A 24,592-nucleotide genomic window follows, 5' to 3' on the forward strand; every position below is an offset into this window, starting at 1 on the left:
GATCCGGCCAGCCTAACGACCTCAGGCCGGCATCTCCTAGCGCTCGTGGCGGAACTGGTAGACGCGCTGCCTTGAGGTGGCAGTGGGTAACACCGTGGGGGTTCGAGTCCCTCCGAGCGCACCAAGCGCGTAAGTCATTGAAATATATGATAGTTTCTTTTTGAAACTACTTGAGGAGCAGTTATTCGCCGTTGTAACCCACTGGAAAGTGGTGCGCCGCCCTAGAGAGATAACCGCACGCAGCCCGAAGGCCGCATCTTTTTCGCGCTAAGGTGTCCGGCCCTCTAGTTGCGGTCAGCCAGCTAAATCCTTCACAATTGTCTGGCCCATTTCATCACTGTTCTGACGAATACTGGGATTCTAGTGCGCTCCATGCCGCGTCGTCCGGCCAAGATCACTCAAGGTGAAATTGCTCGCGTGATCCGCGCCGCCAAGGAAGCTGGCGCAGCGGAGATGGTGATCGACAGTGAGGGGCAAATCCGCATTTCGCTATCATTGAACGGAGTGGCTTCGCCTCCATCACAGGAGTGCGACGACGGTCAAGCCTGGACGCCGTCCGTGCTCGCAAGAAAGAAACGGTGGTCATCTCGAGATGCCACGTCCTGGCGGGATATTCCAAAACAGCTACTCAGAGGCTGAGCCGCCAACCGCTTGAGTGAGATGCAATGGGTTCGGGCCACTGATCGGAATTGCTATGGAATACCGGGGTCGAGAGGATTTGTTGGCCACCGATAAGCTAACACGCGAAAGCGTATCACGTTGTGAGGCATGAAAGAGGAGTAACTCGTCGGTCGAGCAGTTGGTAGAGGATGAGAAGCCAGAATGCCTGTGGGCGGAAAGACATCCAGCCGATCGGCGCAGCAAGCTTGCGCTCTGGATTGTCCTTGTTCATTGCCTTCTGATGAAATCGGTTTTGGTGCGGACACCCTTGCTGTAGACGCGAACGTCTGGTCGACCATCCAACAACGCTTTGGATTTCCTTGGGCAAAACCTATAGTATCGCCTTATGAGAATGGCCGCTAAGCTCGAATTCGATGCCGGCACCAAGACATTTGCCTCGGGCCTCCTGGCTGATTTGATAGACGCGCTGCGCCGCAGCCGTAAGGGCGATCTGGTGGCCTTGATCAGCGGCGATTCAAGCATCGGCCCCGACCTTGAGGCATGGTGTCGCTTCACCCGTAACAGTTTGGTTGACGTGGCCGTTGAACAAGGTCGCACCCGCTGGGTAGTTCGGTACGGAGAGGCTCCTGAAAGCGTCGAAGATCGGCCAGTCGGCTCTCGTCTATGGCTTTATACGAACTTCGACTGCAACCTAAGCTGCGATTATTGCTGCGTGCGCTCCTCACCCAAAGCTCCGCGGCGGGCTCTTGGTATCGAGCGCGTGCGACGTATCGCTGTCGAGGCGGCCGAGCTCAGTGTGGGGGAAATCTTTGTGACCGGCGGCGAGCCATTCATGTTGCCAGATATCGGCGAGATCCTTGCCGCATGCGCAGCGGCGGCGCCGACCACGGTCCTCACCAACGGCATGCTGTTTGCCGGACGTCGGCTCGCAACGCTGCGCTCATTGCCGCGTGAGCGCGTAACATTTCAGATCAGCCTGGATAGTCCGACGCCGGAGCGCCACGACGGCCACCGTGGAAAGGGAACCTGGGCACGCGCCTGGAGAGGAGTTGAGCTGGCGCGCGCCGAAGGATTCCGGGTGCGATTGGCGGCGACGGTATCAAGTGACGCGGAAGCCGAGGAATTCCGCAGCTTCCTGGATGCTCGTCACGTCAGCGAGGAGAACCGGGTGATCCGGCGAATTGTCCTGCGAGGCTCCGCCACACAGGGCATTGCGTTGGCTAGGGCGGATCTAATTCCTGAGGTAACGATTACCGCCGAAGGCGTGTTTTGGCATCCGGTCGGAGCAGAGGATAATGACCTGCTGGTCAGCCACGACATCTTTCCGCTCGCCGAATCCTTTGCAGCCGTGCGCCGTGCCTTTGATCGCGAAAATGAGCATCAGCGCCGGTTGGCAATGATCTTCAATTGCGCCTGATAGGGGCGGAGCTCTCTATCGCTAAGCCGAGGGGCGCGTTAAGAAGCCTTGTTGCGCCGATGCTTCCCGCAATTCGGCGTAGGCTGCAAGCTGCGGCGCTATCCACTGGCGCAGCCCTTCGGCCTCGAGCACAGCACGATGCGTCGGGTTGTCGTAGCTCATGGCGAATAGTGCTTTGGCAAAGTGCTGCTCCAACGCGGGGTCCAGATCGGATCGGGCAGTGAACATGCAGTGATTATATGGCGGCGAGGTCCAGATTTCGGTCAGCGCACCCCCCGGCACCAGACGCTCCGTTCGCACCGCGTTCCAGAATGGGCTGCCGATTGCGCCGGCATCGGCGCGGCCGTCGAGCACCGCGCGAACGACGTCGGACTCGCTCGTCCCGGTGTCACCGTGCTTACCGAGGTCCGTGTTGAAGCGCAGCGTTCGGTAGTCTTCCCCCTCAATCAGTCCCTCGCGCTCTAGAAAATAAACCGGGAGGATTGCCGCATGGCCGCTGTCGCGGCTGCCGAGCGCCAGGGTCCGGTTCTTGAGATCGCCAAGCGTAGCGACCGGCCCACCGGTGACCGCAACGATCTTGGTCATCCAGCCGACGTCGGTGTCGCGCATCGCGATCGGGCGGCAGCGCTTGTCGCTCCAGGCATCGGCCTGGATATAGGCGAGGTTCGTGTTCCATGCGATGTCGATCCGCGGCAGCCGCTCGCCCGGCAAAGCCAGCAGCGCTGCGACCTGGGCCTCGTAGCTCTGAAACAATACGACCTCGACGGCGAGATGCGCCTCCTCGTGAAAGTAGCGTCGCATGCCCTCCCAGATACTGACCACCTTCGGATCGTATGCGACGGCACCTACCCAGATCGTCTGGCTCATGATTACTCCTCGCCTGTCACGCCTGATTTCAAATGCGATCAATCGCGATCTGAGCGCGGCCAGCAGGGCAACCCTGCCGCGCTCAGAACAGCGGTATTCCCAACACGGCCTTGCCGATGAATTCACGCAGAACATCGCCCGTCGGCGCCATGACCGCGCCTGCATGGGCATCGCGGAACAATCGCTCGATGGCCAGATGCTTGGAAAACGCAGCACCTCCGCACACCCGCATCGCCGCCGAAGTGACGCCGATAGCAACATCACCCGCCGACACTTTGCACTCGAGCACGCGCAGCATGGTGGTATCTCGGGGGCGCTCGAGGTGACCGACGAGATCGTCGACGCGCGCGGCGAGCCCATCAGTGTCGATTTGCATTGTCGCAAGTTGCGCGCGAAGCGTCGGCAGGCTCTCGCCGAGGGTCTGGCCCAGATGCTCGAAGCGAGCGCTCTTGAGGTGAGCTGTGGTCCCCGCCACGGCGGCCCGGCAAAGGCCTAGCGCGACCGCCGATGTCCCGAGGTTGAACAGCGGAAGCACGATTTCCAGCATCGCCTTGAAGCCCGCTCCGTCGTCGGTCAGCTGAAGACTCGATCCGACCTCGGCGTCCTCAAGGATCATCGGCGCGGAAGCGTTGGCGCGCATCCCGAGACCATCCCAAGGGCCGGCGACCGACAGTCCAGGCGCACCAGCGGCGAAAAGGTAAAGGGTTGAATCGGTCGGACTCTTCCCTTCAGGAGCCAGCGCCGAGACAACATAGCTTTGCGCGTGACCGGCGCTCGTCACCCACGATTTCTTGGCCGTGATGCGCACATTAGTGCCACTACGGATCGCTCGCGACACAGGCGCCCAGAAGTGGCTGCGCGATCCGGCTTCGCTGAATGCCAGCGTGGTGAGGTGCTGACCGGCTGCAATATCTTTCAACGTCTGCACGACGGCTGCACCGGGACGGGCCGCGGCGATCGTCGCGGTGGCGCACATGTGCATCAAATAGACCATCGCGGCCGACGCGTCCGCTTCCGCAAGCGTCTCAATGATGGCAGCGAGGGTCCTTGGTCCGAGAGCCGAGCCGCCGACTTCGGTGGGCAGCATCATCCCCAGCAGTCCGGCCGAGCCGAGCGCCGCGACTGCCTCCGACGAAAATCGAGAATCCTTGTCGTTTTGCCGTGCCGCCGGCGCCAGTATGCGGTCGGCGATCTCCCTGGCCTGCGAAACTGCAGTCTCGTGGTCCATAACAGCCCTCCGTCGTGCTCGGTCGATTGAACTAGGTGCAGGCGGCTGTATTGCACTGCAGCGGATGTTGTCGGGTCTGAACGCCCAGTGTGCGGCACAACCGCTTCCGTATACTCGCTGTTGGTTTCTCCACGCCAAACTACCCCCAAATTAATACGCCGCTCAAAGCGATCTGGTTACGTCACCCGGAGGATATTTTTTTAGACGTCGGTCGCACCTTTTGCTTGTTCCGGCTGCGGCCGGCGGAGACAATCATCGCAGCAGGGGGGCTGGCGCTGGTCCGCTGTCGCGAAAAGCGCTGCGAGCGACCGGCGATTGCGTAAGGAGGTTTGCCTGGCGTGGCGGCCATTGATCGCGATCGCGGCCGATCGCCCGCGGCTCCGGCTCCTGCTATGAGCGTTGCGGCGATCGGGATCATCTGTAAGGCGCCGCAGCCGGGCCGCGCAAAGACCAGGCTTGCGACGGCTATTGGCGCGGTAGCCGCCTCGGAGCTCTCGGCCTGCTTTCTGCGTGACGTCGCCGACGCCATCGAGACGGTCCCGGAGAGCCTCGGCAGGCGCGGCTATGGTGTCTATGCGCCCGCGGGGGTCGAGCACATCATGCGGGAGCTGCTTCCCGCAACGTTCGGGCTTCTGCTGCAAGTCGGTGACGATCTCGGAGATGTGCTGTTCGGTGCCGCGCGCGACCTCCTCGACGGACACGACTGCGTTTTGCTCGTCAATGGCGACAGCCCAACCCTTCCTGCCCGTTTCCTGGTCCGGGCTATCGAAGCTCTTCGCGAGCCCGGCGACAGAATGGTGCTCGGGCCAGCAAGCGATGGCGGTTATTACCTCATTGGGTTAAAGCGCCCACATCGGCAGCTATTCACGCGCATCGCATGGGGGACGGAGACCGTAGCTCGCAGCACATGCGATCGCGCCGCCGAGATCGGACTTGCCACGATACTGCTGCCGGAATGGTACGATATCGACGACATTGAAGGGCTAACTTGGCTTAAGGACGAATTGGCCGGCAATTCGGCGCGCTTTCGCGGTGGTGGTCTGGCGCGGGCGAGCCGAGTTTTTCTCAAGGCTGCGCAGCGGATAGACCCATGAAGCCAATTGCGGGCACCATTGTGAGTCAATTCGGCGGACTGGCGCGCTCGGTCACCACAATGCCTCCGCTTCATCGGCTGGCCGGTATTGGCGTTGTCCTGCTTGGTCTCACTCTGGTGACCCCCTTTGCCTTCGAGGCAGCCGGTGATAATGCCTTCATTGCTCTGACCATTCTTGCAGGTCTGCTGACGATCTTAGCGACAAGTATGGCCGAACAGGCTCCACCCGATCGCGCGCTATGGCTCATTTTTGGCTTGGCGATCGTTCTGAGAGCCTATGTGCTGGCGTTCGATCCCCTTCTGTCCAATGACATCTATCGCTATGTCTGGGATGGCAGGGTTCAGGCCGCAGGTATCAATCCGTACCGCTATTTCCCGGCTCATGAGGCATTGGCATCTCTGCGCGACGGGGCGATCTTGCCGCACATCAACCGGGCCGACTCTGCCGTCACCATCTATCCTCCCGTGGCGCAGTTTTTCTTCCTCGTTGTCACGCGGATTGGTGAAAGCGTGACGACGATGCGCCTCGCACTGTTGGGGTGCGAGGCCGTCACCGTCACGATGATCATGCTGCTGCTGCGGCGCATGCACCGCCCGGTGACGCGCGTGATCGCCTATCTCTGGCATCCGCTGCCGCTGTGGGAGATCGCCAACAGCGGCCACGTCGACGCGCTCATGGTCGCGCTGGTGCTGCTGGGCCTATGGGTTGCCCTGACCGGCTCCGCTCTGCGCGGGGCCGCCGTGATCGCGTTATCGACGCTGGTGAAACCGTATGCGGCGCCGGTGCTCGCCGGGATCTGGCGGCCGTGGGACCCTAAAATGCCGCTCGTTGTGATCGCTGTCATCGCGCTTTGTTACCTTCCTTATCTGTCGGTCGGCTGGGGCGTTCTCGGGTTCCTGACCAAGGGCTATTTCAACCAAGAGGGGATCGTTGCCGGCAACGATATCTGGCTGTTGTCGCTCTGGCGGCTTGTGTTCGGCGAGCATGAGCGCGACGTTGCCGTCTACGTGGCACTGGCCGGGCTGGTCCTCATGCTCAAGGGGCTCATGGTTGCCCGCAGCTCTGATCACAGCATCGCGTCGCGTGTTGCCGACATTAACATGCTGTTGCTTCTTGCTTTCCTGTTGTGGTCGCCGAACTACCCCTGGTATTTTCTGATTGTTGCGCCGTTTGCCGCCTTGTGCGGCTCCGCGCCCACCTGGGTCGTTTCGATCGGAGCGCTGCTGCTGTCCGAACAACTCGACTGGGACTTCTACATTCCAAGGGTGGTAAGCAAATCAATCCTGTTTGGAGGTCTTTTGCTGGCTTGGGCCTTCGTCGTCTGGAGGACCCGCATGCCGCGGACCATAGAGGCAAGGCTGTTGCAATGAGCCTTTCCCGCGAAGCGCAAAACCCTCACGCGCCGTTCGACCCGCGCCGCTACCACGAGTCGGTCGCGGGCGAGCGCACCGAGGTCGCCCAGCGCCCGCCAGTCTGCCTTTATCTGGAGGTAACCAACCGCTGCAATCTTTTGTGCACCACTTGCCCGCGCACCTACGAGCAGCTCGAGCCGCCGGCGGACATGAGCTGGGACTTGTTCGTATCGATTGTCGATCAGGTCCCCGGTCTTGCGCGGGCGGTTCTGCACGGCGTCGGCGAGCCGATGCTGGTCGCTGATCTGCCCCGCATGGTCGGATACCTGAAGGATCGTGGCGTTTATGTCGTCTTCAACACAAATGGAACGGTTCTCAGTGAGCGCAACGGCCGTGCGCTGATCGACGCCTGCCTTGATGAACTGCGCGTCTCTCTCGACGCGTCAAATCGCGAGAGCTTCAAGGCGATCCGCGGCAGAGATTATTTCGGCCGCATCATCCGCAACGTGCGAGCATTTCGCGAACTACAGGAGCGGGAGGGCCACTCTAAGCCGCTGGTATCCTTCTGGCTGACCGGTCTGAGAGAGACTGTCGAGCAGCTTCCGGCCTTTGTGCAAATTGCGGCGGAGATCAGCGTCAAGGAAGTCTATCTGCAACGGCTCGTATTCTTCGATGAATCCGCCATTGGCAAGGCGCGGCCGGATCAGGCGCTGTTCGAGCGCCTGACGGAGGAGGAAGCGGCGTACCTGAAGCAGGCTGAGGAGCTCGCGCGCTCCCTTGGCATGACCTTCAGCGCATCGGGCGCAACGAGCGAGCCCAGCTTAAGCCTCAAGGGTGGCGGAGACCTTTCGCCATGGTCGCTCTGCCGGCGGCCATGGTCGCTGATGTACTTTACGGCCAATGGCCGTGCGCTGCCATGCTGTATCGCGCCGTTCTCGCAGCATGGCTATGACAACTACACCCTCGGTCATGCCCGGCAGCAGGCCCTGCGGGACATCTGGAATGGGCCCGCCTACCGGGACTTTCGGGCAGCGCTCTTGTCAGACGAGCCACCCAAGTGCTGCGCCAATTGCGGCCTGCGCTGGAGCCTGTGAGCCAGGTGATCAAGGAGAGCGAACAGAGCGAGCGCCGGCCGGTGGTTTCGGCGATCATTCCCTGCATTGATGAGGAAGCGGCCATCGGCTGGGTCGTGACGGCGGTGCTCGGCCAGAATGTAAGCGAGGTCATCGTGGTCGACGGGGTCTCGCGAGATCGTACGGTCGAGCGCGCTGAGGCCGCCGGAGCGCGCGTAATTGTCGAGCCGCGACGCGGCTACGGGCGCGCGATCCAGGCTGGCATCGCCGCTGTGCGTGATAACGCCGACATTCTGGTTTTCCTCGACGGCGACGGCAGCGATCCTGCGGAATTCATTCCTGATCTGGTGTCGCCGATCATTGCTGGGCAAGCCGACTTCGTACTCGGCTCGCGTGTTCGCGGCCCACGTGAGCCCGGCAGCCTGGCACCACAGCAGGTCATCGCTGCCCACGTCGGCAGGCTTCTGCTGCGCTTCGTCTATGGCGCAAACTTCACGGATCTGTCGCCGTTTCGCGCTATCCGGCGGGATGCGCTCATACGTCTCAATATGAAGGAAGAGACATTTGGCTGGAATCTGGAGATGTTGATGCGGGTCGCCGCGGCGCGTGTACCGATGCTTGAGATCGCTGTCGGACAGCGGCGCCGAATCGGCGGAGTGTCGAAGGTCTCCGGCAATCTCATCGCCGGCATCAAGGCAGCCTGGTCGATTTCGGCGACGTTTGTTCGTCTCGCGTTCGAGCTGCGAGACCACGGCAAGAGGAGCTAGTCAGCGCGTGCCGGCACGATCTTCGCAGGCAACGATATCCCGGGGAGACTTTCGATTTTCCTTATTCGGCGGGGAGAAGACAGCGAGGTATCCGCCATCGCCTGCGAGCTGATATGTGGCGATCTCGCGATAACCGACGGCGCTCGCTTCGCAACGCAACTGCTCAATTGGCGTGCCATGTTCGGAGGTCGGACGCTCAAGGTCGACAATTCCGATCCGCGCGCCCGGTTTCAAGGCAGGCGCGAGATTATAGAGAAAGGCATAGGGTTGGGCGATCTCGTGATACATGTGCACGAGGATGGCGGCATCCAGCGAGGAGGCGGGCAGGCGTGGGTCGTGCGGTTCGCCCAGCGCTAATGTGACGTTTGTCAGTCGAAGACGTTCGATGCGCCTGGCGAGCTCGATGAGGTAATCTCGGGTGACGTCCTCAGCAATGACTGAGCCTTTGGAGGCGAGGAGGGGCGAGAGCCGAACCGTGTGGTAGCCACGGCCGGCGCCGATATCACCGACCGTCATGCCGGGCTTCAACACAAGACGCCGAGCAATCTCGCCGGTCTCATCCAGGGAGTCACGGTGCCTCTCGTCGGAGCGGCCTGGGCTGACAATCGGCGCAACCGGGCGCTGGGGCGAGGGGAACTCCGATGCCGAGACGCCTGATGGGGCCAGATAACCGATATCGGCCGCGTACGCGCAAGTTGGGCCCAGCACCGCAAGAAGCGAGGCTGCGCGAAATAGAGCGATCAAATGCCCGCCAAGCATCTCGTGCGGCCGGTCGGCTCTTGTGAGTTCACGAGGTTGGCTCAACGTCGTCACTCTCTCACTCAAACGATCGCAACTAGCCCGCCATGTGGAAAAACCCGCCGATTAATCCCTTCCCGTCGCGCACCGCAGGGATTTGGCGGCGCAACCAGGCATCAAGGCCAAGACTGCGGCCGGCGCCATCGAGTGTGAGCAGGAACATCAGCATGGCCAAAAACATGTACGTCCACGGCCACTCGGACGAATTGCCATACAGGCCGAGCCAGAGCTGCAGCACATAGGCGATGGCCAGCACGCCCAGCAATCGCACCGCAAGCCCGAGCATCATCGACCCAGCGAATGCCAGCTCGGCAACAAAGACGATTGGCCCAAAGATGGTCATGTTCGGGAGCACGACATCCTTCATGAAGCTGCGGTGAAACTCGAACGCCGCGTTGGTCGATTCCTGTTCGGTCCAGTATTGCAGACCGCCCGACAGAGGTAGCGGCAGCTTCCATAACATGCCCTGAAACCACATACAGCCGACCAGCACCCGAACCAGCCAGATTCCGAGATGTCGGCCGGTACGTTGCTCCGAATCCTCCTGCCAATTCCGCAAGGCCAATGCAATGCTGGCGAACAGCAGCGCCCAGAACAGCGCCAGGATCAGATAGCGCCAGTTTCCGAGACTGAGATAGTCGCCCGTCATCGCACTCAGGAAATGACCGATATCGATGAAGGGATTTGTGGGCATAGGCGCATGCTCCGGAGCAGTGCACAGTAACTCCACAGTATCCGCGTCCGCAACTCCATCTCGGCGTGCGCGGGTTCACTTCGCTGCGCTCTGTCGGTCGGGGCAACTGGCTGTAGCCAGCGCCTGAAACGCCTCATCCGCGAAGCTGAGACCAAGGGTGGCGATCCGCGTGGTCAGCTTCCAGCCGGAGATCAAGGCGCATATGAGGTCCGGCGTACTCCTGATAGTGGGCACGATAGCGGACCGCGCCAGAGGTCCGAGTTGGGGCCAGGTCCAGGTGCGGACGTCGCATCAGTGGCGTTTCGCGACGCCATCTGGATTGTCGGCGCGATGCTCTAGGCGTACCCTGAGTGCTCGTTCAAGGGGACGATGACATGCGATCATCCGGGCAGATCGCTATCGAAGCGAAGCCTGAGGCTCTTTCCATCAACCCAACTCAGAGCGCCGTCATCGTTGTCGATATGCAGAATGACTTCGGCTCTGAGGGCGGGATGTTCGCGCTTGCGGGCATCGACATTTCCGGCATCCGGAACGCCATTGCGCCCACAGCTCGCGTCTTGGCTGCAGCGCGGCATGCCGGCATCAGCATTATTTACTTGAAAATGGGTTTCCGACCGGATCTTTCGCGATCAGCCACTATTTTGTGATGGACTGGGCCGCGGTGTGGCCCGCCACGCCAAGGTGACTGAAGCATCGATCGCACTCATCTACACCACCGTGTTGAATATCGCCGTTCTCGCGCTAGCAACTGCGCTTGTCTGGAGATTTCTAAGGACCGGCGTCCGGCAATGCTGCGCATGATGAACGAGCCAAGCCATCGGGCTACTTAGGGAGTGTGAGGCATGATGGATGGCATGATGAACATGATGGGTGGCATGGGTTGGGAGATGGCTCTGATCGGAGTACTCATCCTCATCCTTCTCATTCTCGGCATTGCGGCGCTCGTTAAATACCTCTCGGGACCGTAAGCAGTGCCACCGGGCGCAGATGGAGATCGAAAGCCAGCCTGCTACTGGCAGGATATCGGGCTCACAAACCCGTGAACCGCAGCGCCGGTTGATGTTGCGGCTCCTGCCAATGGCCTAGCTATTCTCGACGCTGGTCGTTATCTTAGTCGCATGTCGGAGAAGCTTGGCCGCGTCATGAGACTGGCGCTTGCCCTCACGTTCATCGTGGGGCTGGTTCCGCATGGCATACGTGCTGCGCATGCTGACGTGAGCATGGTCATGGCTGCCGCGACCGACATGCCGATGAAAGGCAAATGTCACGGCTGCGGCGACGATCAGAAGGCCATGACGGCCGCGGCATGCTCCGCCTTTTGCGGAAGTTTCGTGGCCTTGCCCGTCTTTGGACCGCTGTTTGAGCTGTCCTCGGTCGAGACGGCGCGAGATTGCTTCAGCCCAATTCTTGCGGGGCATACGATCCCGCCTGACCCGTATCCTCCCAGACCTGCCGTCCTGAACTAAAGGCGCATCGCTGGTCGCGATGTGACCTTTGGCGCGCAACGATGCCCACCGCATCGACAGCGCATCGTGATGACGCACGTGGGCTCTTGGCCACGGGCAGCGGATCAACGTCCAGGATCGGCATTCATGCACTCCAATTTGCGTCCGGCGATCGATCGTCGCGCAGTGCTGCTAAGTGGCACCGCAATTGCGGCCTCCGCCCTGTTGCGGCGAATAGCACGAGCCGCACCGGCAGAACCCAAGTTCATTGAGCTCTCCGCGGCGCCCGGTCGCGTGTCCCTCGTTGGCTCGCCTGACACGGAAACAAATGTCTGGTGTTACGGGAATCGCATCCCTGGTCCCGACATCCGGCTCCGCCAAGGCGAGCCCGTTCGGTTGGTGGTGCGAAACCAGTTACCGGAAGATACGACCGTCCACTGGCACGGCATACGTCTGCCGAATGCCATGGACGGCGTTCCTGGCCTCACGCAGCCGCCGATCGAGCCTGGCGAAGCCTTCACCTACGAATTCACGCCGCCCGACGCCGGCACGTTCTGGTACCATCCGCATGCCGACAGTCTGCAGCAACTGGGGCGCGGCCTAGCCGGAGCTCTGATCGTTGAAGAGCCGGAACCCGTACCGGTCGACCGCGACGTTGTCTGGGTGTTGAGCGACTGGCGGCTCAAATCCGACGCGCAAATCGCGTCGGGATTCGGCAACGGCATGGAAGCCGCCATGTCCGGCCGCGTCGGCAACACCGTCACGGTGAACGGTGTGGTGTCCGAAGAGGAGTCAGTACGGGCAGGGGAGCGCATTCGCCTGCGTCTCATCAACACCTCGCTCGCTCGCATCATGTCCCTGCGCTTCGAGGGCCATCGTCCGACAATCGTCGCGATCGACGGCCAGCCCTGCGAACCGCATGAGCCCGACAATGGGCGCCTGCTTCTTGCTCCCGCAATGCGCGTCGACCTCATCCTCGATATGCAGGGTGAACCGGGACGGCGATACCGCGTGATGGACGACTTCTACGACAACCTGTCTTATTGGCTCACTCAACTCGCCTACAAAGATGAGCCGCCGCTCCGCGCGCATCCACTCGATTCACCGCTCCGTTTGCCGCGCAATCCGTTGCCAGAGCCGGACCTGACCAACGCCGAACTGCGCGAACTCCGGCTGCAGGGCGGCATGATGGGTGGCGGAGGCATGATGGGGATGGGCGGAATGATGGGCATGGGCAACCAAGCCAGCTGGGCCATCAACGGTCATTCCATGACGGGCGACGGTCACGCTGGGATGCCGCCGCTGCTTACGCTGCGGCGCGGACGAAGCTGCGTGCTGTCGATGCGCAACGAGACCGCCTGGTGGCATCCTATGCATCTCCACGGCCACAGCTTCCGCGTCCTGAGCCGCAACGGTGCACCGGTGCCGTACCGGCAATGGGCCGATACCGTTCTCGTGCGACCGAAAGAGACGATCGAGATCGCTTTTGTCGCCGACAATCCCGGCGACTGGATGCTGCATTGCCATGTCACCGACCACCAGGTGTCGGGAATGATGACGGTGCTGCGCGTTGCATGAGCAACCCGATCTTTGCAAAGGAGAAACGACATGAATAGACGGACATTCTGCCTTGGCACTGCGCTAACGACGCTCGTGCTGCCGCTGCCAGTGTTTGCCGCTCCGACCCAGGCGACCTTGTACAAGAATCCGCAATGCAGCTGCTGCGAGGACTATGCCGCGTATCTTCGGCAGAGCGGCTTTGCCGTTGACGTGAAGCCCACCAATGATCTCGCCGAGATCAGCCAAGACGCTGGCGTGCCGACGAAATATCAGGGCTGTCACACGATGTTCGTTGGCAACTACGTGGTCGATGGGCATGTCCCTGTGGAGGTGGTCCGTAAGCTTCTGTCCGAGCGGCCGCCGATTGCGGGGATCACCCTTCCCGGGATGCCGACCGGCTCCCCCGGCATGACCGGCCCCAAGACGCAGAAATTCGTCATCTACGCCGTGACCAAGGATGGCAAGGCACCGACCGTCTACGCCACCGTGTAGCCAGTCGGTAGCGGGCGAGGTCGGCCCGCATCGCCCCACAAGCACGTTGGCCAACGATCGTCCCCAAACGGCTTGTGGATGCGATCCTGCCATCGATCGGAAAGGTTGAGCAGCAATGATGCTTGTCCCCTGTATCGGCCGGATTCAGTCCGCGATCGCTGTCGCAATCGCACTCGCAGCGGCCACTCAATTGGCCGTTGCTCAGGAGCCAGCGAAAAAGGTGGTCCTGCATAACAGCCCAAGACCTGTCGCCGCTGTTCAGTTCAGTGATGAGGAAGGCCGACCGCGAAGTCTGGCTGACTTCAAAGGAAAGGTCGTGGTCCTCAATATCTGGGCCACCTGGTGCGTGCCCTGCCGAAAGGAAATGCCCGCGCTCGATCGGCTGCAAGCGGCCTTGGGCGGCGCCGAGCTCGAAGTTGTACCTCTCTCGGTGGATCGCGGCGGGCACGAAGCCGTCCGCAAGTTCTACTCCGAGGTCACCATTCGCAACCTTGCCGTTTACACCGACCCCTCCGGGCAGGCGTTGCGTGCTGTAGGCGCGATCGGCTTGCCGACGACGCTCATTATCGATCGCGCTGGCCAGGAAGTCGGGCGCGCGCTTGGCCCGGCCGAGTGGGATTCCCCAGAAATCGCCGACACGCTCCGAGCCGTCATGACCAATACCGGCGATCGCTTCGCTCAGCGGCAAGACCCTGATCGATTGCACGCGTCGCTCGGCCTGCTCCGGCGTGTGTTCGACTGGCTGATGTCGCCCATTAACGAAGTGATCCTCGATAGAGAAACAGCTGATGACTCCTCAGACGAAAATAAGAGCAGATGATATCTCTGCGGTACGCGCGTGGCGGCCCTGGCGTTATCTTGGGGAGCGGCGCGCACTGGTTATCCTCGCGGTTATCGCCGTGATCGCCGGCACCGCGTTCGGATGGAACTGGCTCGTGGCTGCCGGTATTGCGCCCGTCCTGCTGAGCGTACTGCCATGCTTGGTGATGTGCGGGCTCGGTCTGTGCATGAACCGCCTGATCGGCCGCTCTTGCGGAACCTCCACATCACAAAGCGCAGCGAATGTCGGCTGGCAGGCAACGAATTCTCCGGTCCTTGACCAGGCAACGGCAGATGTCGCTCAGGGTCGGGGTCCAGACCGAAATCCTGGGGACGCCGCCGAAAGAACGCGCGGCGAGCCTGCGGAAATCGGAAACCGACGAAAGGAGACCGAACATGCAATCAACCGCTAGAACTCTGCTTGTATTCGCCGCGTTCTCGGTCGCCGCGGTGACCATGGCTCCGGCTCTCTATGCCGACGATCACGCCTCGTCCAGCTCCACGACGATGGTCGGAATGATGGGTCGGGGGAGCGGAATGATGGAACGGATAGGGATGATGAACCATTGCGGCGCGATGATGGGCAGAGATGACAGCAGTGGCCGACCCAACGACCAGTGGCGCGCTCCTCGATCGCCGGATGCCAAGGCCAAACAGTAGCCGTCGATGAAGACACGAACCAGACGCCTGACCATCATAGCTCTTGTTGCGGCCGCCGGCGCGATCGCGCTGGCTGAGGTATGGTTTGTGGCGACTCCGTATCCGAAGGTCGTCACGTCTGGCACGGCAGCGATTGGCGGGCCGTTCACGCTGGTAACGACCGACGGCAAGACAGTGAGCGATGAGACTTACCGCGGCAAGTGGCTTCTGATCTACTTCGGCTACACCTTATGCCCGGATGCGTGTCCGACCGCGCTCACCAACATGAGCACGGCCTTGGAAAAGCTTGGCCCAAATGCCAGCGAGCTCCAACCGCTCTTTGTCACGGTCGACCCCCAGCGCGACACCCCTGTCGTCATGACTGATTACCTGAAGTCATTTGATCATCGCATTGTCGGCCTGACTGGAAGCCAGGCGCAGATCGACGGCGTGCTGAGGGTATATCGCGTGTACGCCGAAGCGCAGAAATCCGAAGCCGAAAAGACCGATTATCCCGTCTCGCACAGCGCGTACCTCTATTTGATGGATCCACAGGGACGGTTCGCGAATGTGATCCAGAGTAGCGAAGGTGGAGATGAGATCGCCGCTTGGCTGAGCAAGCAAATGGTCCACAAGAACGGATAGCACGACTGATGAAACAACCAATCAAGCTGATCTTGAGCATCGCATTCGTTTTGGCAGCCAGCGTTCAGGTTAACGCGCAAATGTCAGGTTCGAGCTCAATCGTAGTCGAGCGACCTTGGGCGCGAGCGACGCCCGGTGGAGCCAAGACCGGCGCAACATACCTTACATTGATCAATAACGGCGAATCTCCAGACCAGTTGTTGGGGGCGACGACGCCCGTCGCGGACAAAGTTCAATTTCACAGCACCACAGAAGAGAATGGCATGTCCCGTATGCGCGAAATGCCCGTCGTCGATCTGGTACCTCATGCAAAGACCACATTCGATCCGGGCGGCATGCACATTATGCTCGTCGACTTGAAGCAGCCGCTCAAAGAAGGTCAGACTTTCTCTCTAAGTTTGACGTTTGCCAAGGCGGGCAAAGTCGACGTCACGGTTCCGGTTGCGAAGGTCGGCGCCATGCGGCCCAGTGACATGGCTCCCATGATGCATCATCACCACGACACGATGAAAGAATGAGGTTGGTTGAGCTTGAGCCTGATGATGCGGCCTCCAGCGAACTGGCAATCTGTCGCCCGGTGAACCACAAGGCACCATCTGGCCCGGTCGTGATGCCAAGTGGTCCCGTCGATCCAGGGATTGCGAATTCGGTCAGCTTTAGGTTTTCGACGGTGGCGGTCGTCGGAATGCGCCCGATCTTCTTCGCCGTGAACTCGGTGAGCCACAGCGCGCCGTCAGGCCCCGTCGTGATGGAATGCAAAACGCCGCCGCCCTTGATCGGGAATTCGGTGATGCTGCCATCGATGGTTATTCGCCCGATCTTGCCCGCTGCCTCGGTGAACCAGAGCGCACCGTCTGGCCCAGTGGTGATTGCGGACGGACGGCTGGCGGGAGCCAGCATGAATTCAGTGAAGGTCTGGGCAGCAGCAGGCATAATTCCCACGGCCGCACCCAATCCGAGCGCAATTGCCAGCAACAATGAAGCGACCGCAAATCTCATGGCCTTCTCCACGTAGGGTGGGCCTTGCGCCGAAGCACGATCTCACGAACTCCGAAACTTAAGTCTAGCAGTCTTTCGGACGCCGTATCGCGTTACTTGCTGGCGCCCCGGAGAAGGGCGGAGCCGATGGCGCAAAGGCGACGCTTGCTGTCGTCGCCGCTACTCGCCCGGCGCGGTTAACGGGAGCGCTTACCGCGGCGAGAAGGCCGGCGCACATGCCTCAAAAGAAGTTGACCTGGAGCTGAATTAGAACGTCTCAAATTGCACCGATCCGAAACCGGCGGTACGACCGTCCTCGGACCCAACCTTCAATTTGGCATCCCCGGTGAGCATGCTATCTTTACCGCCGCGTCTCGCAGTGCTTGCCACGCTGGTCGCTCTGGTATTCTGCGGCGCAGCGAGGGCCGAGACGAGCGATGTCGAAACCACGTGGCGACTGCTGGATTACATTGCGGTGGATTACGCCGGCGCCGTATCACATGGCTCGGTCTTAAGCCCTTCCGAATATGCCGAGCAGAATGAGTTCGCGGCGACCGTTGCCGCAAAGATCGCTGCACTCCCACCTAAGCCGGAACGGCAAGCGCTTGCGATGGAAGCTGCCCGCCTGCAGGGCGCCATCGCAGACAAGTCTGACGCCGAGCAAGTAGCAGCTATAGCGCATGGCCTGGCGGCTGCGTTGCTGGCGACCTACCCCGTGCCGCTGGCGCCGAACAAGGTTCCGGACTTCGCACGCGGCGCGACGTTATTCGGTCAGAACTGCGCCGCCTGCCATGGAGACGCGGGCGACGGCCATGGACCAGATGCCGTCAAGCTTGATACGCCGCCCATAGCGTTCACGGACGCCGAGCGTGCTCGCCAGCGCAGCGTGTTTGCCCTCTATCAGGTGATCACCCAGGGACTTGATGGTACGGCGATGCCGAGCTTCGACAGCCTTCCGACCGATGACCGTTGGGCGCTGGCCCTCTACGCCAGTCATTTCGCCTTCCACGATGCCGCTGCGGCTGAAGGCGAGCGGCTGTGGAAGCAGGACGCCTCGCTTCATAGGCTCGTTCCCGATCTGAAGACGCTCGTCGGGACGACGCCCGCAGCGCTCGCGAGCAAGATCGGACAGGACAAGGCCGACGCTCTCATGGCTTATTTGCGTCGTCATCCAGAAACCGTCACGCAGCAGCAGACCGGATCCCTGTCGCTGGTGCGCGGCCGCTTGACCGCGAGCCTTGCCGCCTATCGTGCGGGGGACCGCCAGCATGCGGGCGAACTGGCTTTGTCTGCCTATCTCGATGGGTTTGAGCCGGTCGAACCGGCGCTGGGGGCGCGCAATCGTGCGCTTCTGGAGCGGATCGAGGGCGCGATGGGCGACTACCGTGCCGCCATCCAGAGCGGAGAAAATGCCGATGCGCTCGCCGATCGCGTACAGGTCCTCGACGATCTTTTTGATGATGCAGAGGCGTCGCTTTCCCCCAATGCGGCAAGCGGCCTCTCAACGTTTCTCGGAGCGGCAACGATCCTGCTGCGCGAAGGACTGGAAGCGCTGCTGATCGTCGTTGCGATGATCGCCTTCCTCCGCAAGGCTGAGCGGATGGAGGTCATGCCCTACGTCCATGCGGGTTGGGTGGGCGCGCTCGTCGCCGGCTTCGCAACCTGGGTCATCGCGACCTGGGTGATCGGAATCAGCGGCGCGAGCCGGGAGCTGACGGAGGGATTCGGGTCGGTGATCGCCGCCGTTGTCCTGCTCTCGGTTGGCATCTGGATGCACGGCAAGGCGCACGCCGATCAATGGCAGCGCTACATTCGCGAAAAGATGGCGAAGGCATTGTCCGGTGGTTCGGCCTGGTTTCTGTTCGGGCTCGCTTTCATCGTGGTTTACCGCGAGGTATTCGAGACGATCCTCTTCTACGCGGCGCTGTGGAGCCAGGGAAACGGCGGTACGATCCTTGCCGGCGCGCTGAGCGCGTGCGCGGCGCTGGCATTCATCGCGTGGGCGATGCTGCGCTATAGCCGCCGGCTGCCAATCGGCAAGTTCTTCACCTACAGTTCGTGGCTCATGGCGATTCTGACGGTCGTGCTGGCGGGCAAGGGCATCGCGGCCCTGCAAGAGGCCGGCATCGTTAGCATCGCGCCGTTACGCTTGGTGCCACGCATCTCGTTGGTTGGTCTGTTCCCAACCACGCAAACGGTCGCGGCCCAGCTACTCATGATTGCGGCTCTGGCGATAGGCTTCGGCCTCAATCGTCGAAAGGTCGCATAGGATGAGGCCTGGCGGTGGCAGTGACCAGGATGACGAAGTCGGTCAGCGCTGGAGCAACTGACCGGCGAACGCAAAGAGTTGCTCGGCCACGGGGACTGGGAACGGAGCTCTGACCGCGCAGCCGCAGGCTCCGATCATACGGCTTCTCCGCAGACGCCCACACAACGCCGCGCCAGCCCCGCCAGTTTGACGGCGGTTATTGGCCGAAATCTCAGTGGCGGGTGGCGTGAACACGTGGCTTCGCCGTGGCATCTGTCCAAATAACGGGCAGAGTCCAGCGATGCGTCGGCGGGTCGATGGCGAGGCGTGGCATCCGGAAACCCCGACCTAGTTCAGAGCTTTGGAGCTGTGCCTGAAAAGCGCCTATAGGCCCGAAATGCACTTACGCGTTTGCCCATTTCGATAAGCCATTGAAATCACAGCAAATGCGGCCGCCCTCCGACGCAGATCGCGCAACTGCCAAGGGCGCTCCGGCGGAGCGCCCCATCTTGTGCAGAACGGCGAAGACTAGGCGACCCTTGGGACAGGCAGCTCGGTGACTCCCGGCAACACCGTCTTGATGCGGATGTTGCGGAATTGCACCTTCGATCCATCGTGATGGTTTTGTAGCGCGATGTGGCCGCGAAGAGACCGGGACGTGGGATCCGTGAAGTCGTTCACGAGCACATCGTTAAGCGTCACTTTGATGCGGTTTCCGACCGCCTCAATCAGGAACCTGTTCCATTGCCACGGGCCTTTCGCAACATCGCTGCGGGTCGCGGCACTGATGTTGTAAATGGCGCCCGTGCTTCGCAGCGGATCGCTCTCCATATTCTTTTCGGAGTTGTATCCACGGGGATCGATTTGGATCTCGTAGCTTTGGTCGATTGCGGCCGTCCAATCGTTCGGATTCGAACTGTTCAGGTTGGGCACGCGGATGAAAACGCCGGAGTTGTCCGTGCGGTTGGCGTATTGCCATTCCAGCTCGAGCACGAAGTCGGAGAAGCTCTCGCGCGTGTACCAGAGCAATCCGGGCCCGCCGACGGACTCGAGAATGTCGAACACCTGCAGGAAGCTTCCGGACCCCGACATCTGCCAGTCTGCCAAGCTTCCTGCGTAGAGCGGCTTGAAACGCGCCAAAGGCGTCGGCGTCGATGCCGCAACGACGGCGGCGCTCGTCCGACGCGCGAGCGTAAGGCCGGTCAAAGACGGATTCGCCGAGCCGACGGTGGGGAACACAGCAGGGCCAGCAACATAGGCGTTGGCGATGTGATGGAATCGTCCGTTGGAGTCGGTGATCGATGTGGCCGGATCCTCGCCCATCCACAACGTGCCCGCTTCGTGATGCGTATTGCCCAACTTGTCCTTGGTGGCACCAAACGGATCGGCGGGTGGGATGCTTTGCCAGCCGCCATTGTACAGGTACTGAACGTCGCCGGCGTTCTTGCCGAGGCGTCCGGCCAGGCTGACCGCTGCGCTGGCGAGTTTGCTCCAGGCCGCGTAGTCGTTTGGCGTCGGCGTGAAATTGACCCACGCGCGCGCGCTCATGCCGTCGTTTTGAAGCGGATCGGCCGCATTGGTGAGGTTCACGAAGCTCGTGACGCCGCCCGGGCCTGCGCTCTTGTCGCCGTCCATTTCACCGAGACCGCGGAAAACGATCGCCACCCAATCCGGGTCCTCGTTCGAAAGCAGGTTCCGCAACAGGTCGATGTCGGGCACCATAGTCCACATCGTTGCTTCCGGGTTCTGTCCTTTCTCGGCCGATGCGAGCACCTGGAAATGATAGCGGCGTTTGCTGCCGTCCGGATTCGTGATCTCGCCGCGCACGATGGCTCCGCCCTGCTCAAGTGTGGTGACCGCTCCGAGCCCGAGCGCGCTGCGCTTGACGCGCACGGTCAGATTCGTGCGCAGATGCGCCATAAAGTTGGCGCCCATGCTGTACGCACCACGATTGATCGGGAACGACTCGATCGCCAGCCGTGTCGACTCGATCGTCCCCGCCGCCAGAATGACCTGGCAATCGGGACTGAGGTTTGTCGGAACGGAGAGCGATCGAAACTGACCATTGTAGGTGAGATCGATGCCCGTGACCTTGCCCCCGCTGTTCTGTAGCCGGATCACGTGGCAGCGCGGAACGAGGAAGAATCGCCGCCGCGAATTATCGTTCAACGTCCAACGTTTCGCGATATCGTCGCGGATGCTCTCCAGCAGCATGGGTCCGCTGCTGAATTTGTCGAAGGAAAAGAGGCCGGGCCCCGGTGAGCCTGCCTGCACCGCGATCGGGGCCTCTTCGACGACATCGACGGTCACATTGGGAATGTTCGCGCCGCCCGCCACGCTTTGGAGCGCTGCATTGACCGCCGCATTGAGCGGACCCGAGAGGTAGTCCGCCTTGTCCTGAACGCCAATTTCGAACTCGACGTCCGGGTAGTTCGCTGTCAGAAAATCGCGCGCGCCTTTGGGCCACGCAGCCAGATCAGCCGGCGTGAGCCGCGGCGACCAGCCTCCCCAGAACAGCGATCGGCCTCCCGGGCAGTAGGCTAGCCCGGTGAACGGCTCGTTGCTGTGCCAAGGAATGCCCCAGACGCCATTGCGCCCACCCGGATCTTGATCGTTACGTGTGACCAGCGCGGTATCCGGCGCATTCAGCCCGAGATGCGGCATGTTCTGCACGTGCGTTGAAGCAAAATAGCCTCCCGCGTCGAGCAGGAGCACCCGGAGGTTCTGGTCGGCGCTGCCGCGATAGATCTTGTCGGCGACATAGGCGCCGAACATGCCTGCGCCGATGACCACTACATCAAACGGCTTGCCGCCGTTGCTCACGGCTTCGTCATAGGTGCTGCACACGTATCGGCCGAGCAGATCCCGCGTGAACTCGGTGTCTTGAATATCGACCGGAATGGAAGGGTCTTGCCGCAGAAAGGTGAGCATGGAGAGTTCCTTTCGAAGCGTTGAGATCGCCGCGGTGCGCGAGACGGTTTGGTCCGGCCGTGTCGCTTTCGATCGTTAGGCCGCGCCTCCGCAGCAAGGCGGAGGAGGCGCCTCAGGGGTCAAGCGAGACACGCGACGAAGACCTGCCACACGCTTGGAGCGCGATCTGGAGAAATGATACGACAAATTGCCGGCACGATTGGTGAGCCGGTTCACACATGAGTGCGATTTCAGCTCCGTGACCTCGCGGGTGATCTCGCAGGGCTGATAGACTTCGCGGCGGTTGCAGTGAGCTGCTCCACAGAAGCAGACCTAAGCGCCAGAACGACAGAAATGCTGCCAGTCGCCTGCGGGTGAAACTGCGACTTGGCCGGGAGGGCCGCTTGGGCGCATAGCGGCCTTGTGAGTGAGCCCCGGTCAACCAAGAGCCAGACCGAAATGCGTTGCCGCTCGATCGCATCGTCAGCGCGAGCGAAAGAGACACTCAGCGCCTGCGCTGGCTGCACGCCGGAGCCGAGCAGCGCGATGTGGTCAGCTTCCGAAGCTATGACACAGTCGACATTCAGAGCTTCGCCTGCAGTCTATCCGCGACGCGGCGGGCGATCTCTGCCGGCGCGTCATCCGGGATCGGGAAGACTGAACTGACGTTGATCTCGCCGAGCACGTAACTGTCGCTCCCGTCGGAGCAAGGCGGGCCCAGCATGAAGTCTGCATCCCAGATCATCGGGAGATCGCTCCTCGGGATGTCCAGCAAGGAAGTCAGCTGCGGCGTCCACTCGTCTTCCATCAACCGGCGCAGGCCCTGGAAGCGCGGGTCGGCCTTGTTGGCATAGAGCCGCGGTCCGGCTTTCGCGCGCGCGGTCGGTTCGTCAACCAGGGCCTTGACCTTATGATAGCCGAAGCCGGCGCAGCGATCGCCTGCCATATAACAGCGGACCACCCCTTCGCTCAGGCGTGGCTGGAACGGCTGATCGATCACAGAACCGTCTTCGAAATACTCGATGCACCGCTTAAGAAACTCGTCCAATGCGATGTCCTCCGATCCTTCCTTGGTGGCATCAAGCACGCGTACCATCAGCCCGTCGGGTGGACTTGCCAGCGCCTCGACTTTCCAGACACCCTGGCCGCCATTACCGCGGTTGCGCTTGATCACGCGCGGACCTGCGGCGAGTCGCAAGGGCAATTCCACACTCATCTGCTCGAGCGTTCGATAGAGGGCCGTGTCACAGCCCCAGCTCATAATGCGGGTGCGATGGAGCACCTCTTTGGTGCCCATTTTGAGGATGACATCGGGATGGGCGCTCACCCAGACGCCGCGCGCCGCGACCTCGCGCAGCAGCGCGTCAAGATTGGCGCGGTTGCGCCCCTCGTGAATCGGATTGACCCAGACGAGCACGCCATCGAACGTGGCGAGCTGTGTTCGGACGGCGTTGAGGACATCGTCCTCATAGACCACCGGTTCCGCATCAACGCCGACATCGGCGAGCGCCGCGAATACGGCACTGAACCGGCTGGTCTCTGGTGAGGCGCTGTGGCGCGCTGCTTCATCTCCGCGCCACAGGATAGCGATGCGGCCGAGGCGAGCTGTGGGTTCAAGCATGGAAAGCGGCTCCTGATTCATTGATCCATATGATTGTGTGTTGGTTCTGCACAGGACAAGGGCCAGGCCAGCGCGACGCTAGACGACTAGGACCGCGCCCGAAGCCAACAGCAGCACCAATACAATCTTGCGGAATGCGGCCTCGCTGACGCGGCCGAACAACTTGAGACCAAGCCAAGTGCCGGCGAGCAGGGCCGGCAATCCGATCAGAAAGAGCTTGATCGTCTCCGCGCTCAACGCGCCTTTGGCGCCGATCCAAAGCGCACTCACCAGGAACGTCGCCACCGCAACGGGTTGAAAAACCGCACGCTGCACATCCTTGGGCCACCCGCGCAGTCCGCACCAGATCGTGATGAGGATTCCGGCGAGCCCAGTGATGCCGCCCAGGGCGCCGTTGAGGAATCCGACAACGGCATCGACTGCGGCGCCCTGTGATTTCAGGGGCTCGATCGTAGGACGAAACAGTGCATAGAGGCTGTAGAGGACGAGAAACACGCCGACACCCGCGCGAACGTGGCCAGGATCGGCCCAGGTCAATATTGTTACCCCAACCGGTACGCCGAGTGCCGCGCCAAGCATGAACGGCCAGAGCCGTCTCCAGTCCAGAGCACCACGCAATTTCCATACGGAGTAACCCTGCACGATCAGCCCAAAGGCGATGATCAAGCTGGCGGTCTGCAAGGGAGTAAGGATGTAGAGCCAGATCGAGGCGGCTATCAGACCGAATGCAAATCCGGACATGCCGGCAACGAGCGCACCGGCGAACGTCGCAACAATGAAAAGCGGAAGTTCAAAAGACATCCCATCCATGTGTCCGCTCCAAAACAAAGCGAACAGCTCTTGCATGGGATGACCCACTTGATGGGGAGGCTGCTACATCCCCAGAGGCACACTAGTCCGAACGCCGAGAAAGCTCAATTGACGTTGTATGCGGTGAGCGACTTTTTTGTCTGAAGGGTCAATTGCTTGATCTACCTACAAGATAGCACCAGAGTCCACGTCTCGACATATCCCCTCAGGGGGGATAGGATATGGCATGGCGAAAGAACACGTTCACGAAAGTCATCCGGAGATCGTCAAGCGGCTGAAGCGCGCCGAGGGGCACCTCCACAGGGTCATCGAGATGTTCGGCGAGGGGCGCGGCTGTCTCGATCTCGCTCAGCAGCTTCATGCGGTCGAGAAGGCCATCGGCGAGGCGAAGAGGGCGCTCATCCACGATCACGTGGACAATTGCCTCGACGCGGCAGCGAACGGGGGCTCGTCGAAATCCACGAAGACCGTGCTCGCCGAATTCAAGGCGATCTCGCGTTACCTCTGAGCGGCG

General features: G+C 61.4%; 25 protein-coding genes and 1 tRNA gene. 17 read left to right on the forward strand and 9 right to left on the reverse strand.

The genetic code is table 11. The annotated features are described in order from the left end of the window. Nucleotides 1-39: 39 nt before the first annotated feature. Nucleotides 40-124 (forward strand) — tRNA-Leu (locus ACR9YP_RS21220). A gap of 630 nt (nucleotides 125-754) precedes the next feature. Here ACR9YP_RS21220 and ACR9YP_RS21225 read toward each other — a convergent pair. Beyond that, nucleotides 755-892 carry a hypothetical protein gene (locus ACR9YP_RS21225; protein ID WP_438107649.1) on the reverse strand — a complete coding sequence of 46 codons (138 nt, stop codon included), beginning with the start codon at nucleotides 890-892 and terminating at the stop codon, nucleotides 755-757. Nucleotides 893-1,012: 120 nt separating this feature from the next. Here ACR9YP_RS21225 and ACR9YP_RS21230 point away from each other — a divergent pair, with 120 nt between their 5' ends. After that, nucleotides 1,013-2,038, forward strand: coding sequence for an Rv1681 family radical SAM protein (locus tag ACR9YP_RS21230; protein WP_438107651.1), 1,026 nt, complete (start codon nucleotides 1,013-1,015; stop codon nucleotides 2,036-2,038). A gap of 21 nt (nucleotides 2,039-2,059) precedes the next feature. On the opposite strand, the gene ACR9YP_RS21235 is transcribed toward ACR9YP_RS21230, so the two are convergent. Both ACR9YP_RS21235 and ACR9YP_RS21240 read right to left on the reverse strand, forming a co-directional pair. After that, the gene (locus ACR9YP_RS21235; RefSeq protein WP_474216986.1) at nucleotides 2,060-2,905 is read right to left on the reverse strand and encodes a phosphate/phosphite/phosphonate ABC transporter substrate-binding protein; all 846 of its coding nucleotides are present in this window, start codon (nucleotides 2,903-2,905) and stop codon (nucleotides 2,060-2,062) included. Between the two features lie 82 nt (nucleotides 2,906-2,987). Further along, nucleotides 2,988-4,133 (reverse strand): acyl-CoA dehydrogenase family protein, encoded by a 1,146-nt coding sequence (locus ACR9YP_RS21240; RefSeq protein ID WP_474216987.1) that lies wholly within the window; start codon nucleotides 4,131-4,133, stop codon nucleotides 2,988-2,990. Nucleotides 4,134-4,471: 338 nt separating this feature from the next. On the opposite strand from ACR9YP_RS21240, the gene ACR9YP_RS21245 reads away from it, so the two are divergent. From ACR9YP_RS21245 to ACR9YP_RS21260, 4 genes are read left to right on the forward strand one after another with little or no spacing between them, the layout of a single operon-like run. Beyond that, entirely contained in the window at nucleotides 4,472-5,227 is a 756-nt protein-coding gene (locus ACR9YP_RS21245; RefSeq protein ID WP_474216988.1) for a TIGR04282 family arsenosugar biosynthesis glycosyltransferase, read from the forward strand. Beyond that, nucleotides 5,224-6,597 carry an MptA/MptB family glycosyltransferase gene (locus ACR9YP_RS21250; protein WP_474216989.1) on the forward strand — a complete coding sequence of 458 codons (1,374 nt, stop codon included), beginning with the start codon at nucleotides 5,224-5,226 and terminating at the stop codon, nucleotides 6,595-6,597. The genes ACR9YP_RS21245 and ACR9YP_RS21250 overlap by 4 nt, the downstream gene beginning before the upstream one ends. Continuing rightward, entirely contained in the window at nucleotides 6,594-7,673 is a 1,080-nt protein-coding gene (locus ACR9YP_RS21255) for a radical SAM/SPASM domain-containing protein (protein ID WP_130213040.1), read from the forward strand. Before ACR9YP_RS21250 ends, ACR9YP_RS21255 begins: the two co-directional genes overlap by 4 nt. Then, nucleotides 7,637-8,419, forward strand: coding sequence for a glycosyltransferase family 2 protein (locus tag ACR9YP_RS21260; protein WP_206732789.1), 783 nt, complete (start codon nucleotides 7,637-7,639; stop codon nucleotides 8,417-8,419). The genes ACR9YP_RS21255 and ACR9YP_RS21260 overlap by 37 nt, the downstream gene beginning before the upstream one ends. On the opposite strand, the gene ACR9YP_RS21265 is transcribed toward ACR9YP_RS21260, so the two are convergent. Together ACR9YP_RS21265 and ACR9YP_RS21270 are read right to left on the reverse strand one after the other, a co-directional pair. Then, complete coding sequence (locus ACR9YP_RS21265) at nucleotides 8,420-9,178, reverse strand: class I SAM-dependent methyltransferase (RefSeq protein WP_438110696.1); 759 nt, start codon at nucleotides 9,176-9,178, stop codon at nucleotides 8,420-8,422. Between the two features lie 76 nt (nucleotides 9,179-9,254). After that, nucleotides 9,255-9,866, reverse strand: a complete 612-nt coding sequence (locus ACR9YP_RS21270; RefSeq protein ID WP_438107663.1) for a DoxX family protein — start codon at nucleotides 9,864-9,866, stop codon at nucleotides 9,255-9,257. A gap of 419 nt (nucleotides 9,867-10,285) precedes the next feature. Here ACR9YP_RS21270 and ACR9YP_RS21275 point away from each other — a divergent pair, with 419 nt between their 5' ends. The 9 genes from ACR9YP_RS21275 to ACR9YP_RS21315 all read left to right on the forward strand — a co-directional run bounded on the left by ACR9YP_RS21275 (nucleotide 10,286) and on the right by ACR9YP_RS21315 (nucleotide 16,029). Continuing rightward, the gene (locus tag ACR9YP_RS21275; RefSeq protein ID WP_438107664.1) at nucleotides 10,286-10,558 is read left to right on the forward strand and encodes an isochorismatase family protein; all 273 of its coding nucleotides are present in this window, start codon (nucleotides 10,286-10,288) and stop codon (nucleotides 10,556-10,558) included. 195 nt (nucleotides 10,559-10,753) lie between these two features. Further along, nucleotides 10,754-10,879, forward strand: coding sequence for a hypothetical protein (locus ACR9YP_RS21280; protein ID WP_438107666.1), 126 nt, complete (start codon nucleotides 10,754-10,756; stop codon nucleotides 10,877-10,879). Nucleotides 10,880-11,053: 174 nt separating this feature from the next. After that, the gene (locus ACR9YP_RS21285; protein ID WP_130213043.1) at nucleotides 11,054-11,377 is read left to right on the forward strand and encodes a hypothetical protein; all 324 of its coding nucleotides are present in this window, start codon (nucleotides 11,054-11,056) and stop codon (nucleotides 11,375-11,377) included. 126 nt (nucleotides 11,378-11,503) lie between these two features. Further along, a complete protein-coding gene (locus ACR9YP_RS21290) occupies nucleotides 11,504-12,934 on the forward strand; it encodes a multicopper oxidase family protein (RefSeq protein ID WP_474216990.1) in 1,431 nt (476 codons plus the stop codon). Nucleotides 12,935-12,964: 30 nt separating this feature from the next. Next, entirely contained in the window at nucleotides 12,965-13,408 is a 444-nt protein-coding gene (locus ACR9YP_RS21295; RefSeq protein WP_438107671.1) for a DUF411 domain-containing protein, read from the forward strand. 115 nt (nucleotides 13,409-13,523) lie between these two features. Then, nucleotides 13,524-14,228 (forward strand): TlpA family protein disulfide reductase, encoded by a 705-nt coding sequence (locus ACR9YP_RS21300; RefSeq protein WP_474216991.1) that lies wholly within the window; start codon nucleotides 13,524-13,526, stop codon nucleotides 14,226-14,228. Nucleotides 14,229-14,521: 293 nt separating this feature from the next. Beyond that, nucleotides 14,522-14,887: a hypothetical protein gene (locus ACR9YP_RS21305; protein WP_438107675.1), complete on the forward strand. Its 366-nt coding sequence runs from the start codon at nucleotides 14,522-14,524 to the stop codon at nucleotides 14,885-14,887. 6 nt (nucleotides 14,888-14,893) lie between these two features. Further along, nucleotides 14,894-15,511 carry an SCO family protein gene (locus ACR9YP_RS21310; protein ID WP_474216992.1) on the forward strand — a complete coding sequence of 206 codons (618 nt, stop codon included), beginning with the start codon at nucleotides 14,894-14,896 and terminating at the stop codon, nucleotides 15,509-15,511. Nucleotides 15,512-15,519: 8 nt separating this feature from the next. Further along, nucleotides 15,520-16,029 (forward strand): copper chaperone PCu(A)C, encoded by a 510-nt coding sequence (locus ACR9YP_RS21315; RefSeq protein WP_438107678.1) that lies wholly within the window; start codon nucleotides 15,520-15,522, stop codon nucleotides 16,027-16,029. Here the strand turns inward: ACR9YP_RS21315 and ACR9YP_RS21320 are convergent. Further along, on the reverse strand, nucleotides 15,941-16,510 hold the full coding sequence (locus ACR9YP_RS21320; RefSeq protein WP_438107679.1) for a Vgb family protein: 570 nt from the start codon (nucleotides 16,508-16,510) through the stop codon (nucleotides 15,941-15,943). The two genes, ACR9YP_RS21315 and ACR9YP_RS21320, sit on opposite strands and share 89 nt — an antisense overlap. A gap of 358 nt (nucleotides 16,511-16,868) precedes the next feature. Here ACR9YP_RS21320 and ACR9YP_RS21325 point away from each other — a divergent pair, with 358 nt between their 5' ends. Next, nucleotides 16,869-18,758, forward strand: coding sequence for an FTR1 family protein (locus tag ACR9YP_RS21325; protein WP_474216993.1), 1,890 nt, complete (start codon nucleotides 16,869-16,871; stop codon nucleotides 18,756-18,758). A 507-nt stretch (nucleotides 18,759-19,265) separates the two neighbouring features. Here ACR9YP_RS21325 and ACR9YP_RS21330 read toward each other — a convergent pair. The 3 genes from ACR9YP_RS21330 to ACR9YP_RS21340 form a co-directional block, all read right to left on the reverse strand. Continuing rightward, entirely contained in the window at nucleotides 19,266-21,668 is a 2,403-nt protein-coding gene (locus ACR9YP_RS21330) for a 3-keto-alpha-glucoside-1,2-lyase-like domain-containing protein (protein WP_438107682.1), read from the reverse strand. A gap of 562 nt (nucleotides 21,669-22,230) precedes the next feature. Beyond that, complete coding sequence (locus tag ACR9YP_RS21335; protein WP_474216994.1) at nucleotides 22,231-23,268, reverse strand: Cj0069 family protein; 1,038 nt, start codon at nucleotides 23,266-23,268, stop codon at nucleotides 22,231-22,233. 78 nt (nucleotides 23,269-23,346) lie between these two features. Continuing rightward, nucleotides 23,347-24,114 (reverse strand): sulfite exporter TauE/SafE family protein, encoded by a 768-nt coding sequence (locus tag ACR9YP_RS21340; RefSeq protein WP_438107683.1) that lies wholly within the window; start codon nucleotides 24,112-24,114, stop codon nucleotides 23,347-23,349. Between the two features lie 190 nt (nucleotides 24,115-24,304). On the opposite strand from ACR9YP_RS21340, the gene ACR9YP_RS21345 reads away from it, so the two are divergent. Continuing rightward, nucleotides 24,305-24,586, forward strand: a complete 282-nt coding sequence (locus tag ACR9YP_RS21345) for a metal-sensing transcriptional repressor (RefSeq protein ID WP_091889643.1) — start codon at nucleotides 24,305-24,307, stop codon at nucleotides 24,584-24,586. Nucleotides 24,587-24,592 lie beyond the last annotated feature (6 nt).

It is taken from the genome of Bradyrhizobium sp. BR14999, assembly GCF_056106085.1.